This window comes from Pseudomonas sp. FeS53a (assembly GCF_000931385.1).
In the GTDB taxonomy this organism is placed as follows: domain Bacteria; phylum Pseudomonadota; class Gammaproteobacteria; order Pseudomonadales; family Pseudomonadaceae; genus Metapseudomonas; species Metapseudomonas otitidis.
Genome location: NZ_JYFT01000035.1, coordinates 58,411 through 71,523 on the forward strand (window position 1 = coordinate 58,411; position 13,113 = coordinate 71,523).

The 13,113-nt window shown below is 63.6% G+C and carries 13 protein-coding genes; 3 read left to right on the forward strand and 10 right to left on the reverse strand.

Annotation, left to right across the window (positions count from 1 at the left end):
* Window positions 1–13 precede the first annotated feature (13 nt).
* From SZ55_RS09980 to SZ55_RS09995, 4 genes are read right to left on the reverse strand one after another with little or no spacing between them, the layout of a single operon-like run.
* Complete coding sequence (locus SZ55_RS09980; protein WP_044405034.1) at window positions 14–751, reverse strand: S-methyl-5'-thioinosine phosphorylase; 738 nt, start codon at window positions 749–751, stop codon at window positions 14–16.
* A gap of 10 nt (window positions 752–761) precedes the next feature.
* A complete protein-coding gene (nagZ, locus tag SZ55_RS09985) occupies window positions 762–1,760 on the reverse strand; it encodes a beta-N-acetylhexosaminidase (RefSeq protein WP_044405037.1) in 999 nt (332 codons plus the stop codon).
* 11 nt (window positions 1,761–1,771) lie between these two features.
* Window positions 1,772–2,293, reverse strand: coding sequence for a L,D-transpeptidase (locus SZ55_RS09990; RefSeq protein WP_044405040.1), 522 nt, complete (start codon window positions 2,291–2,293; stop codon window positions 1,772–1,774).
* 43 nt (window positions 2,294–2,336) lie between these two features.
* The gene (locus tag SZ55_RS09995; protein ID WP_044405042.1) at window positions 2,337–3,044 is read right to left on the reverse strand and encodes a TetR/AcrR family transcriptional regulator; all 708 of its coding nucleotides are present in this window, start codon (window positions 3,042–3,044) and stop codon (window positions 2,337–2,339) included.
* A gap of 236 nt (window positions 3,045–3,280) precedes the next feature.
* On the opposite strand from SZ55_RS09995, the gene lexA reads away from it, so the two are divergent.
* Both lexA and sulA read left to right on the forward strand, forming a co-directional pair.
* A complete protein-coding gene (gene lexA, locus SZ55_RS10000) occupies window positions 3,281–3,889 on the forward strand; it encodes a transcriptional repressor LexA (RefSeq protein WP_044405045.1) in 609 nt (202 codons plus the stop codon).
* A gap of 11 nt (window positions 3,890–3,900) precedes the next feature.
* On the forward strand, window positions 3,901–4,368 hold the full coding sequence (gene sulA, locus SZ55_RS10005; protein WP_044405049.1) for an SOS-induced cell division inhibitor SulA: 468 nt from the start codon (window positions 3,901–3,903) through the stop codon (window positions 4,366–4,368).
* Between the two features lie 53 nt (window positions 4,369–4,421).
* On the opposite strand, the gene SZ55_RS10010 is transcribed toward sulA, so the two are convergent.
* From SZ55_RS10010 to fadB, 6 genes are all read right to left on the reverse strand, one after another.
* The gene (locus tag SZ55_RS10010; protein ID WP_044405053.1) at window positions 4,422–4,655 is read right to left on the reverse strand and encodes a hypothetical protein; all 234 of its coding nucleotides are present in this window, start codon (window positions 4,653–4,655) and stop codon (window positions 4,422–4,424) included.
* 71 nt (window positions 4,656–4,726) lie between these two features.
* Entirely contained in the window at window positions 4,727–5,245 is a 519-nt protein-coding gene (locus SZ55_RS10015) for a DUF6586 family protein (protein WP_044405056.1), read from the reverse strand.
* Between the two features lie 108 nt (window positions 5,246–5,353).
* Window positions 5,354–7,963 (reverse strand): type I DNA topoisomerase, encoded by a 2,610-nt coding sequence (gene topA / locus SZ55_RS10020; protein ID WP_044405059.1) that lies wholly within the window; start codon window positions 7,961–7,963, stop codon window positions 5,354–5,356.
* Between the two features lie 121 nt (window positions 7,964–8,084).
* Window positions 8,085–8,321, reverse strand: a complete 237-nt coding sequence (locus SZ55_RS10025; protein WP_044405062.1) for a DUF1653 domain-containing protein — start codon at window positions 8,319–8,321, stop codon at window positions 8,085–8,087.
* 136 nt (window positions 8,322–8,457) lie between these two features.
* Entirely contained in the window at window positions 8,458–9,633 is a 1,176-nt protein-coding gene (gene fadA / locus SZ55_RS10030) for an acetyl-CoA C-acyltransferase FadA (protein ID WP_044405065.1), read from the reverse strand.
* 30 nt (window positions 9,634–9,663) lie between these two features.
* Window positions 9,664–11,811 (reverse strand): fatty acid oxidation complex subunit alpha FadB, encoded by a 2,148-nt coding sequence (gene fadB, locus SZ55_RS10035; protein ID WP_044405068.1) that lies wholly within the window; start codon window positions 11,809–11,811, stop codon window positions 9,664–9,666.
* 472 nt (window positions 11,812–12,283) lie between these two features.
* On the opposite strand from fadB, the gene SZ55_RS10040 reads away from it, so the two are divergent.
* A complete protein-coding gene (locus tag SZ55_RS10040; RefSeq protein WP_044405072.1) occupies window positions 12,284–13,096 on the forward strand; it encodes a hypothetical protein in 813 nt (270 codons plus the stop codon).
* Window positions 13,097–13,113: the final 17 nt, after the last annotated feature.

The window sequence follows — 13,113 nt, forward strand, 5'->3', positions numbered from 1 at the left end:
GGCCAGGTATCGGTCACGCCTTCAGCAGGATGGACAGGGTTTCGCGCACCTTGCCGATACCCGCCGCGAGAGCGGCCTCGATCTCGGCCATGGTGATGATGTTGGTGGACTTGCCGGCTGCCGGATTGACCACCAGGGAGAGGGCGGCATAGGGCAGGTTCAGCTCGCGCGCGAGGGCGGCCTCGGGCATGCCGGTCATGCCGACGATGTCGCAGCCATCGCGCTCCATGCGGGCAATCTCGGCGACCGTCTCCAGCCGCGGGCCCTGGGTGCAACCATAGACGCCGTAATCGCTGTGGGCGTGGCCGGCGCGACGCAGGGCATCGAGCAGCTTCTGCCGCAGCGGTTCGTCGTAGGGGTGGCTGAAGTCGATGTGGGTGACGTGGTCCAGTTCGCCCTCGAAGAAGGTGCCGATGCGCCCCTGGGTGTAGTCGATCACCTGATGCGGCACCACCAGTTGCCCGGTGCCCATCCCGGCGGTGATGCCGCCAACGGCGTTGACGGCGATGACCGCCTCGGCCCCGGCGTGCTTCAGCGCCCAGAGGTTGGCGCGGTAGTTGACCTGGTGCGGCGGAATGCGGTGCGGGTGGCCGTGACGGGCGAGGAAGAGCACCTCACGACCGGCGTACTCGCCCTGCACGATCCCTGCGGACGGTGCGCCGTAGGGCGTCTCGGGGTTGAGCAGGGCCTTCATGCTGAGGCCGTCCAGTTGGGTCAGGCCGGTACCACCGATAATCGCGTAAACGGTCATGTCGCTTCCTTCAGTCGATCAGCTGGGCTTCGCGCAGGGCACCCACAGCGGCCTGCCAGCGCGGGTCTTGACGGTATTCGGTGCCCGGGAAGGCACGACGGCGCATGCGGGCCAGTTGCGGGGATGGGGTCACGCCCAGGCGTTGCAGACGCGACAGGGCCAGTTCGGCGGCAGCGCGGTCGTTGCATACCAGGCCCATGTCGCAGCCTGCGTTCAGCGCGGCCTCGATGCGCTCGGCGGCGTCACCCACCACATGGGCACCGGCCATGGAGAGGTCGTCGCTGAAAATCACTCCGGTGAACTTCAGCTCACCGCGCAGGATGTCCTGCAGCCAGCGACGCGAGAAACCGGCGGGCTGGGCATCGACCTGGGGGTAGATGACGTGGGCGGGCATCATGCCGTCCAGCTCGGACGCCAGGCGGGTGAAGGGCACGAGGTCGGCCGCACGAATCTGCTCCAGGCTGCGCTCATCCGTGGGGATGGCGACGTGGGAGTCGGCTTCCGCCCAGCCGTGACCGGGGAAGTGCTTGCCGGTGGCCGCCATGCCAGCAACTCGCAGGCCCTTGATGAAGGCACCGGCCAGGTCAGTGGCGCGCTGAGGATCGCCCTCGAAGGCACGGCTGCCCACCACGGCGCTGCGCTGGTGATCCAGGTCCAGCACCGGGGCGAAGCTGAGGTCCAGGCCGGCGGCCAGCACTTCGGTCGCCATCAGCCAACCGCATTGCTCGGCCAGGGCCTCGGCGTTGGGCGTATCGGCCAGGGCGCGCATCGCCGGCAGGCGCACGAAGCCGCGACGCAGGCGCTGCACCCGTCCGCCTTCCTGGTCGACGGCGAGGATGAGGTCGGGGCGTACGGCGCGAATCGCGGCACACAGGTCACGTACCTGGCGCGGGTCCTCGATATTGCGGGCGAACAGGATCAGGCCGGCCACTTCGGGCTGGCGCAGGATGTGGCGGTCTTCGGCAGTCAGCCAAGTGCCGCCGATGTCCAGCATCAGGGAGCCTTGCATGGGGTTCCTTGTCAGGGGTTGGGCGCCGCCCACTCGGGCTTGGGCGCTTCATCGATGCGCACCGCACAGTGGACGGATACGCGGGGAAAGAGTTCCAGCAGGTCGGCGTTGCGCATGCGCACGCAGCCGTGGGAGCGCGGGACGCCCATGGGCTCGGTATCCGGCGTGCCGTGGATATAGATGTAGCGGCGCATGCTGTCGACCTTGCCCAGGCGGTTGAAGCCGGGCTCCCGTCCACTCAGCCAGAGGATGCGAGAGAGGATCCAGTCACGCCCGGGGAACTGTTCGTGCAGCGCCTCGGACCAGACCTCGCCGGTCCAGCGACGCCCGCGCAAAACGGCATTCAACGGAAGATCGGCACCAATCCTGGCCCGCACTTCGTGGAGACCACGGGGTGTGCAGTTGGAACCACTGAGTTCACCGGGGCCATTGAGGGCGGTCGACACGGGATAACTGACCAGCAGGCGTCCAGCAGCGAAGCCGTAGAGGCGCTGATCAGCAATGGAGATATGGAGTAGATCAAGGTCGGACATGGGCGGCTAGCTTAGCTGATCCCGCCGCCCTCGCCCACCGGCGTCAGGCCTTGCCGGCTGCAGGAGCGGGCTTTGCCCTGGGCTTCAGCACGGCCTTGGACAGGGCCTCGTCGGCCAGGCCCGTTTCTGCGCGCATGCCTGCCGCGAGGAACGGGACCATCAGGCGCATGACCTGTTCGATGGAGGTATTCACACCGAAATCGGTCTCGGCCATGGCCCGCAGCGCCTTGATGCCGGACATGCTGAACGCAGCAGCCCCCAGCATGAAGTGGACACGCCAGAAGATCTCAAGAGGCGGCAACCGGGGCGCCGCCTCGTTGACCAGCAGCATGTAGCGACGGAACACCTTGCCATACACCTCTTCGAGGTACTTGCGCAGGTGACCCTGGCTCTGACTGAAGGCGAGCCCGAGCAAGCGCATGAATATGGAAAGGTCGTTGCCACTGCGAGGCTTTACCGCCAACGCCTGCTCCACGAGCATCACCAGCAGCTCCTCCAGAGAGGGCGGCGTTTCAGACTTGCCCTGGCGTTTGTCGAGCTCACGTTCCAGGCTCTGGCAGAACGGCCCGAGGAAGCGCGAGAAGACCGCCTGGATCAGGGCCTTCTTCGAACCGAAGTGGTAATTCACCGCCGCCAGGTTGACCCCGGCCTTGCTGGTGATCAGGCGCAAGGAGGTTTCGGCGAAGCCTTTCTCCGCGAACAACTGTTCCGCTGCATCGAGGATGCGTTCGACGGTTTCCGACTGAGCCATGGTTCCCCCACCTGACAAACACTTGTTTGAAACATACGTTTCAGAGCCTGCCTTTGTCAAGTCGCACTCACCACCTTCTGACGCATGGGTCACGCCGGAGGACATCTTACGCAGCCGGGGCGAAACCTCATCCGGCACACCGCCGAATGGCAGGCCGGGTCTTCAGAAAATACTTGTAGGCCCACTCGAGGCACTGTATAAAACACCAGTCACTGTATAAAAAGACAGAGCCCGACATGCTGAAACTGACGCCCCGCCAAGCCGAGATCCTCGCGTTCATCAAGCGCTGCCTGGAAGACAACGGTTATCCGCCGACCCGGGCGGAAATTGCCCAGGAGCTCGGCTTCAAGTCGCCCAACGCCGCTGAGGAACACCTCAAGGCCCTGGCACGCAAGGGCGCCATCGAGATGACTCCGGGGGCTTCCCGCGGCATTCGCATCCCCGGATTCGAGCCGGCAGCCGAGGAAGGTGGACTGCCCGTGATCGGTCGAGTCGCTGCAGGTGCACCTATCCTTGCCCAGCAGAACATCGAGGAATCCTGCCGCATCAACCCCGACTTCTTCCACCCCAAGGCCGACTATTTGCTGCGCGTGCGCGGCATGAGCATGAAGGACATCGGAATCTTCGATGGCGACCTCCTGGCCGTCCACTCCACTCGCGAAGCCCGCAACGGCCAGGTGGTGGTAGCACGACTGGGCGACGAAGTGACGGTCAAGCGCTTCAAACGCGAAGGCGACAAGGTCTGGCTGATCGCCGAAAACCCCGAATTCTCTCCGATCGAAGTCGACCTGCACGAGCAGGAACTGGTGATCGAAGGCTTGAGCGTCGGCGTCATTCGCCGCTAACAGGAGGCGTCATGCAGTTCTCGCAACCGATCGGCCGCATCCAACTGCCCCTCTTCCACGACGCCATCGTCGCAACACCCCTTCACGACCTGCTGGAGCCCGAGGCTCCCCTGGAAGCGGAAAGCGAGGCCTTCAGCGAACTCTCATTACGGGGCAGCCCACTCCATTGCCGCCACCTGCTGGCCCCGATGCTGAGGGAGCTGAGCGAAGAACAGGACGCCCGCTGGCTCACCCTCATCGGAGCACCCGCCACCCTTAATCAGGCCTGGCTGCGGGATGCGGGACTCAACCGTGAGCGCATCCTCCTGCTCGAACCCCGAGGCGGCAAGGACGCTCTGGAATTGGCATGCGAAGCCCTCCGACTGGGGCGCAGCCACACTGTCGTGAGCTGGCTTTCACTCAGCGCTCGGGACAAGGACGCCCTCATCAGGGCCGCACGGGAAGGCAATGCACAGAGCCTGAACATCCATCTCGGATAGTCAGGGCCCTGCTTAATCAAATGGCAATGATCGGCGAGGAGACTATTCGTTGATCAGTGCAAGACGCGGGGCTGGTCATCATGGTCCATCTCGCCTTCGGCGAGTCGGCCGGCCATCTGCACACCCACGTTGAGCATGGCCTTGGCCACTTCCAGGTGATGCCCCTGGAGGAATGCCTTGGCATCAGCGGAGAAGTCCAGCGTCACCAGCGCTTCCTCGTCCTCTGCACGGCGCAGAATAATGCGCCCGTCGGGCAATTCGACTATTTCCAGGAAGGACGTTGTCATCGCTTCATCTCTCCACTAAAGACCGCGCATTGTAACAGCCGCTCGGCTTGGCGCCCTACCCCTTCCGTCACTCAGCACTCCGAGAGACTTTCCCGATAACGAAGCACCAGCGCCTTCAGCTGCTGACGCCAGGACTCCAACTCCTCACGGGACAGGGGGGCTTCCTCCTCATCCAGTACAACCGCCTCGATCAAGGGAAGCGTCGGGTCCACCTTGGCCTTGGCGGGTGCCTGAGGCGGTAAGAAGAGCGCCTGATAGGCCCGCTCGAGAGAGCCCAGCCAGCTCTCGGGCTGCTGGAACAGCTCCACCAACTCGGCCAGCTCCGGGCTCGGCGAGGCAGACAGCACCTCTGAACTCAGGATTGCCGCCACATCCGGAGCCCCCGGGTTAGGCATGCGGTAGTAATGGGTGATCTCGTGGCATAGCCCCAGCAAGGCACCGTGAAGGTGGAAAAGCGCAGCCTCCCGCTCCGCCTGGACCTGGGCTTGCGCATTCATCGCACGCCCGTCTTCCGCCTTACGCCAGTTCTCAAGGCAAAGCCCGGCGAAAAAGAGTTTCTGGTTGGTGCGGGTGTAGGGCTCATGGACCATGGCACGGACTCCGGATATTCAATCGGCACAGGGCCGAAACGAAGAAGGCCGGACCTGTGGTCCGGCCTTGCCAGTATGCGCGCATGGGAGCCATGCGCGCAGCGGGACTCAACGCTTGTCTTCGACCTTCCACTTGCCGCCGTCGAAGAATGCACGCCAGCCGGTCGGCTTGCCATCCACCTCCGACTGCACGTACTGCTCCTTGGTCTTGCGGCTGAAACGGATGACAGCCGGGCGGCCATCCGGATCTTTTACCGGTGCACTGAGCAGGAAGTGATACTTGGGATCCAGCTCATCCTTGTGCGGAATCAGCTCCAGCACCAGCGGCGCACGGGTCTCGCGATTCTTCGGGAACTGGCTGGCAGCCAGGAAGAGACCCGAGGCACCATCACGCAGCACATAGGTGTCGTCCACCTTCTCGCACTTGAGCTCCGGCATCTTGATCGGGTCGATCTTCGGCGGCGCGGCCTCGCCGTTCTTGAGCAGCTTGCGGGTGTTCTTGCAGCTGGAATTGGTACACCCGAAGAACTTGCCGAAACGGCCGGTCTTCAGCTGCATCTCGCTGCCGCACTTGTCGCACTCAAGGCTCGGGCCTTCGTAGCCCTTGATGCGGTACTGGCCCTGCTCGATCTCGTAGCCCGCACAATCCGGGTTGTTACCGCAGATGTGCAGCTTGCGGCTTTCGTCCAGCAAGTAGGCATCCATCGCCGTGGAGCAGATCGGGCAGCGGTGCTTGCCACGCAGCACACGGGATTCGGACTCACCCTCGTCATCCGCGGCGATCTCGTCGCCCGGCACGAGATTGATGGTGGCCTTGCAGCGCTCCTTCGGCGGCAGCGCATAGCCCGAGCATCCCAGGAAGACGCCCGTGGAGGCCGTACGGATCATCATCGGGCGGCCGCACTCACGGCACTGAATGTCGGTCAGAGTCGGCTGGTTGGCACGCATGCCACTGTCGCTGCCTTCGGCCAGCTCCAGCTTCTTGCGGAAATCACCGTAGAACTCGTCCAGCAGGTTCTTCCAGTCGCGCTCGCCCTGGGCGACGTCGTCCAGGTTCTCTTCCATACCGGCGGTGAAGCCGTAGTCCATCAGGTTGGCGAAGCTTTCGTTGAGGCGCTCGGTGACGATGTCGCCCATTTTCTCGGAGTAGAAGCGACGGTTATGCACCGTCACGTAGCCACGCTCCTGGATGGTGGAGATGATCGCCGCGTAGGTGGACGGACGGCCAATGCCACGCTTTTCCAGCTCTTTGACCAGGCTGGCCTCGGAGAAGCGTGCCGGCGGCTTGGTGAAGTGCTGGCTGGGGTCGAGCTTGATCAGCTTGAGTGCCTCGCCTTCCTTCATGTCGGGCAGTACGTCGTCCTCGCCCGGCTTGCTCTGCTGCGGCAGCACACGGGTATAGCCGTCGAACTTGAGGATGCGGCCCTTGGCACGCAGCTCGAAGTTGCCCGCTGCCACGCTGACGCTGGTGGACAGGTACTCGGCGGGCGGCATCTGGCAGGCCACGAACTGGCGCCAGATCAGGTCGTACAGGCGCTCGGCATCCCGCTCCATGCCGGACAGCTGGGTCGGCTTGAGGTTGACGTCGGACGGGCGGATGGCTTCGTGCGCCTCCTGGGCGCCTTCCTTGCTCGAATAGAAGTTCGGCTTGGCCGGCAGGTACTTTTCACCGAACTCGCCCTCGATGAAGCCACGCACCATGGTGATGGCGTCGGCAGAGAGGTTGGTCGAGTCGGTACGCATGTAGGTGATGTAGCCCGCCTCGTAGAGACGCTGAGCCATCATCATGGTCTTCTTCACCCCGAAGCCCAGGCGGTTGCTCGCGGCCTGCTGCAGGGTGGAGGTGATGAACGGCGCGGAGGGACGGCTGGAAGTGGGCTTGTCCTCGCGCTTCTGCACGCTGTAGCTGGAGGCCTTGAGCTTCTCCAGCGCGGCCATGGCCTGAGCTTCGTTCAGCGGCTTGAAGGCCGCGCCGTTCTCCTTGGCCACCTCGAAGCGCACATTGGCGCCCTTGGCGGTGCCCAGGTCGGCATGGACCTCCCAGTATTCCTCGGGGACGAAGGCGCGGATCTCGCGCTCGCGCTCCACCACCAGCTTCACGGCCACCGACTGCACGCGACCGGCGGACAGGCCACGGGCGATCTTCTGCCACAGCAGCGGCGAGACCATGTAGCCCACCACGCGGTCGAGGAAGCGACGCGCCTGCTGGGCGTTGACGCGGTTGATGTCCAGCTCGCCGGGCTGGGAGAAGGCCTCCTGGATGGCCTTCTTGGTGATCTCGTTGAACACCACGCGCTTGTAGCGGCTGTCGTCACCACCGATGGATTCCCGCAGGTGCCAGGCAATGGCTTCCCCTTCGCGGTCCAAGTCGGTTGCGAGGTAGATGGTGTCGGCATCCTTGGCCAGGCGGCGCAGTTCGTCGATCACCTTTTCCTTGCCGGGCAGGATCTCGTACTTGGCCTTCCAGCCGTGCTCGGGGTCAACCCCCATGCGCGCGAAAAGCTGGCGCTTGGCTTTCTCCTTCGGCGAGAGGGCCGGCGCTTCGGCTGCTGCAGCCTTGCCGCGCTTGACCGGCTCCTTGGTGGCACTTGCCGAACCGCTGGTGGGCAGGTCACGGATGTGGCCGATGCTCGACTTCACCACGTACTGGTTGCCCAGGTACTTGTTGATGGTCTTGGCCTTGGCCGGGGATTCCACGATGACCAGCGATTTGCCCATGGATCGGAAAGTTCCTGAATTCGAGAGATAGATAAACAAAGGCGGGAGCCGCCCCAGGCGGCACCGCTATATATAGTGGCGAAGGAGACAAGGTCAAGTTCGCCGGGGCCGGCGAGTCGACTCAGCGGCGTGGATAGGGATCCGACTCGGCAGTCACGAGGGAGAAGCGCGCGATCTGTTCGCCTTCCACCGTCACCGTGCCGGTGAACATCTCCAGCGGACGCACCCAGAGCCCATGTTCGCCGTAGAGCGCCTGGTATACCACCAGCTCCTCTTCGCTCTCCGAGTGCCGAGCGGTTCCGATCACGCGGTACTGCTGCCCCTTGTAGTGGCGATAGAGTCCCGGTTGTACGCTCATGTTCCCCTCAGTGCTCGGTCGACGGCTTGCCAAGGTGCGCATGGTGCCCACTCCGACGGGATATGGCCAGCCTTGGTGAGAAATTGGCGGAAACGAAAACCGGGGCACGAGGCCCCGGTCTTGTCCAGCTTCAGGCTCAGACGCGCTCGAAGATGGTGGTGATGCCCTGGCCGAGGCCCACGCACATGGTGGCCACGCCCAGCTTGCCGTCGTTCTGCTTCATCACGTTCAGCAGGGTGCCGGAGATACGCGCACCGGAGCAGCCGAACGGGTGACCCAGGGCGATGGCACCGCCGTGCAGGTTGACCTTCTCTTCCATCTTGTCGAGCACTTTCAGGTCCTTCAGCACGGGCAGGGCCTGGGCAGCGAAGGCTTCGTTGAGCTCGATGAAGTCGATGTCAGCCATGGTCAGGCCGGCACGCTTGAGCGCTTTCTGGGTGGACGGCACCGGGCCGTAGCCCATGATCGCCGGGTCGACGCCCGCGACCGCCATGGCACGAACCACGGCCATGGGCTCGATGCCCAGGTCCTTGGCGCGCTGGGCGCTCATCACGATCATGCAGGACGCACCGTCGGTGATCTGCGACGACGTACCGGCAGTCACGGTACCGCCCTTCGGGTTGAACGCCGGCTTCAGGGACGCCAGGCCTTCGAGGGTGGTTTCCGGACGGATGGTTTCGTCGAAGTCGAACACCTTCAGGAAGCCATTCTCGTCATAGCCTTCCATCGGGATGATCTCGTCCTTGAACTTGCCTTCCACAGTGGCCTTGTGGGCCAGCTGGTGGGAGCGCACGCCGAACTGGTCCTGGGCCTCGCGGGTGATGCCGTGCATCTTGCCCAGCATCTCGGCGGTCAGGCCCATCATCCCGGACGCCTTGGCAGCGTACAGGGACAGGTGCGGGTTCGGGTCGACGCCGTGCATCATGCCGACGTGGCCCATGTGCTCCACGCCGCCGATGACGAACACATCGCCGTTGCCGGTCTGGATGGCCTGTACGGCGGTGTGCAGGGCGCTCATGGAGGAACCGCACAGGCGGCTGACGGTCTGGCCAGCGCTGGTGTGGGGGATCTGGGTCATCAGCGACGCCATGCGCGCAATGTTCCAGCCCTGCTCCAGGGTCTGGTTCACGCAGCCCCAGATCACGTCTTCCACTTCAGCCGGGTCAACCTTGGGGTTGCGCTCCAGCAGCTTGCTGATCAGGTGGGCCGACATGGTCTCGGCACGGGTGTTGCGGTGCATGCCACCCTTGGAACGACCCATCGGGGTGCGGCCGAAGTCGACAATGACCGCGTCTCTCGGATTCAGGCTCATATTTCTTCTCTCGCTCTGTTCGCTGCGCGATTAACCGAAAAACTTCTGGCCCTTGGCGGCCATCTCACGAAGCTTGGCGGTCGGGTGGTACAGGGCGCCCAGGTCGGCATACTTGTCGGCCAGGGCGACGAACTCGGCTACACCGATGGAATCGATGTAACGCAGCGCACCACCACGGAAGGGGGGGAAGCCGATGCCGTAGATCAGGCCCATGTCGGCCTCGGCTGCGGTTTCGACGATGCCGTCTTCCAGGCAGCGAACGGTTTCCAGGCACAGCGGGATCATCATGAAGTTGATGATGTCCTCATCGGTCAGCTCGCGCTGTTCCTTGATGATCGGCTTGAGGATCTCGTAGGCCTCGGGGTCCTGGACCTTCTTCGGCTTGCCGCGCTTGTCCATTTCGTAGGCGTAGAAGCCCTTGCCGTTCTTCTGGCCCAAGCGGTTGGCTTCGTACATCACGTCGACGGCGGTCTTGCCCTCGACCGCCATGCGGTCCGGGAAGCCTTCTGCCATCACGTCACGGCCGTGGTGGCCGGTGTCGATGCCGACCACGTCGGACAGGTAGGCCGGGCCCATGGGCCAGCCGAACTTCTCCATGATCTTGTCGATACGGACGAAGTCCACGCCGAACTCCAGCAGCTTGGCGAAGCCACCGAAGTACGGGAACAGCACGCGGTTCACCAGGAAGCCGGGGCAGTCATTCACCACGATGGGGTTCTTGCCCATCTTCTTGGCGTAGGCAACGGTGGTGGCCACGGCCACTTCGCTGGACTTCTCGCCACGGATGACCTCGACCAGCGGCATCATGTGCACCGGGTTGAAGAAGTGCATGCCGACGAAGTTCTCGGGGCGCTTCAGGGCCTGGGCCAGGTAGCTGATGGAGATGGTGGAGGTGTTGGACGCGATGATCGCGTTGTCCTTCACATGGCCTTCCACCTCGGCCAGCACGGCGTGCTTGACCTTCGGGTTCTCGACCACGGCCTCGACCACGATGTCGACATGGGCGAAGTCACCGTAGGACATGGTCGGACGGATGGCGTTCAGCGCCTCGGCCATCTTGGCCGGGGTCATGCGGCCTTTCTCGACGCGCTTGCCGAGCAGCTTGGACGCCTCGTTCAGGCCCATCTGGATACCCTCTTCGCGGATATCCTTCATCAGGATCGGAGTGCCCTTGGAAGCGGACTGGTAGGCGATACCGCCACCCATGATGCCGGCGCCGAGTACGGCGGCCAGCTTCACGTCCTGGGCGATCTCGTCGTGCTTCTTGGCCTTCTTCTTCAGTTCCTGGTCGTTCAGGAACAGACCGATGAGGCTCTCGGCAACCGAGGTCTTGGCCAGCTTGACGAAGCCGGCGGCCTCGACTTCCAGCGCCTTGTCACGGCCGAAGTTGGCGGCTTTCTGGATGGTCTTGATCGCTTCGACCGGCGCCGGGTAGTTCGGGCCGGCCTGGCCAGCCACGAAACCTTTGGCGGTCTCGAAGGCCATCATCTGCTCGATGGCGTTCAGCTTGATCTTTTCCAGCTTGGGCTGGCGCTTGGCCTTGTAGTCCAGCTCGCCGGCGATGGCGCGCTTGACCAGGTCCAGGGCGCCTTCCTTCAGCTTGGCCGGAGCGACCACGGCGTCGACAGCACCCACTTTCAGGGCGTCGGCGGCCTTGTTCTCCTTGCCGGAGGCGATCCACTCGATGGCGTTGTCCACACCGATCAGGCGCGGCAGGCGCACGGTGCCGCCGAAGCCCGGGTAGATGCCCAGCTTGACTTCAGGCAGGCCGATCTTGGCGGTTTCGCTCATCACGCGGTAGTCGGCGGAGAGGCACATCTCCAGGCCGCCGCCCAGGGCGATGCCGTTGATGGCGACGACGGTGGGTACGGCCAGGTCTTCGAAATCGCTGAAGATCTTGTTGGCTTCGAGGTTGCCGGCCACCAGTTCTTCGTCGGGCAGCTTGAAGTTGTCGACGAACTCGGTGATGTCAGCGCCGACGATGAACACGTCCTTGCCGCTGGTGACGATGACGCCCTTGACCGAAGCGTCTGCCTTGATGGCGTCGACGGCCTGGCGCAGTTCGTTCAGGGTAAGACGGTTGAACTTGTTGACGGACTCACCCTTGAGATCGAACTGCAGTTCGACGATGCCGCCCTCAAGAGCCTTAACCGTGATGGCTTTACCTTCGTAAATCATCAACTGATCTCCACGGTATGGAAGCTGAACAGTACACATCGGAGCCAACCGGCGAACCGGCCCTGGGCTGGGCCCTGGGTCAAGTCCGATTCGGTCCGGCACACCCACCGACGCGATATCGGGTCGTGGTCATTGGAGCGCGCCCACCAGGCAAACGCTCAATTCATACGCCCGTTTGATTTGGGTGCGCACACATTCACGGAAAAGTCCTCCGTTGTCAATTGCGCTTCGTGACCGCCCAGCCACGCCAAAACCGCTCTGTAACCGGCGCTTCAAGCGATGCGGCAGGCTGCCGAAACCACTATGCACGGAGCTTATGTCATTGCATCAGAAAGTCGATGGAAGGCCACTCCGGCAGCTGCCGGAGCACGCTAGCCAAAGGCCAGCCATGAAGAGTAGAGTCCCGTGGCACGGCCGGGACAGGCCGAATAAAAACAACAAACACGCCCCCAGGGGCACACGGAGTAGCACCATGACGAGCCGCACGCTTGCCGTACTGCTAGGCACCCTCCTCTCCCTCTTCTGCCTGGTTTCCCCGAGCCAGGCGGCCGACCCCGGTACCACACTCCTCAAGCTTCACCAGATGCGCCTGGCCGCCCTGAAAAGCCTGGGCGACTTCTACATGTACAACGGCATGGAAGGCGACCAGCGCTACGCCCGGATGATCGACGAGTCCGTGCAGGAAGCCGATGCGCGCATGAAGGAACTCAAGGACATCCAGGGCGACGCCTCGAAGGCCCTGCACACCCAGCTGCAACAGCAGTGGAAGGACTATTCCAGTGAACTCGGCGGCCTGGTCACCGCCCTGCGCACCAAGGGCTTCACCGACCTGCAGCCCGTCGCCGACATGACGGCGCGCAACCAGAAGCTGATTGCACTGGCCGGCGAGCTCTATGACCGCATCCAGCAGGAGAGCAACTTCGTCGTTCCTCCGCTCACCCAGCAAAGCCGCCAGCAGAGCCTGCTGATGCAGACCATCGCCGTCGACTACGCCTCGCGCAGTGCGTCCGTAGGGGCTTCATTCTTCGGCGGTGGGGAGGGCAAGGCCATCGACGAACTGGCCAAGGACTTCGCCGGCCAGCTCACCGCGCTGGCACAGCAACCCAGGAACACCCCGCAGATCAGCCAGGCGCTGACCAGCATCGGCACCAAGTGGCGCTACATCGAGCGCTCGCTGCAGAACTACAACGAGAACAGCGTGCCGTTCCTCATCAACAAGTACTCGGACAGCATCATCGAAGGCCTCGAAGGCGTGTCCGCCCAGTACGCCACGGCCCAGCTCTGAGCCGCCCTGCTCGCTGC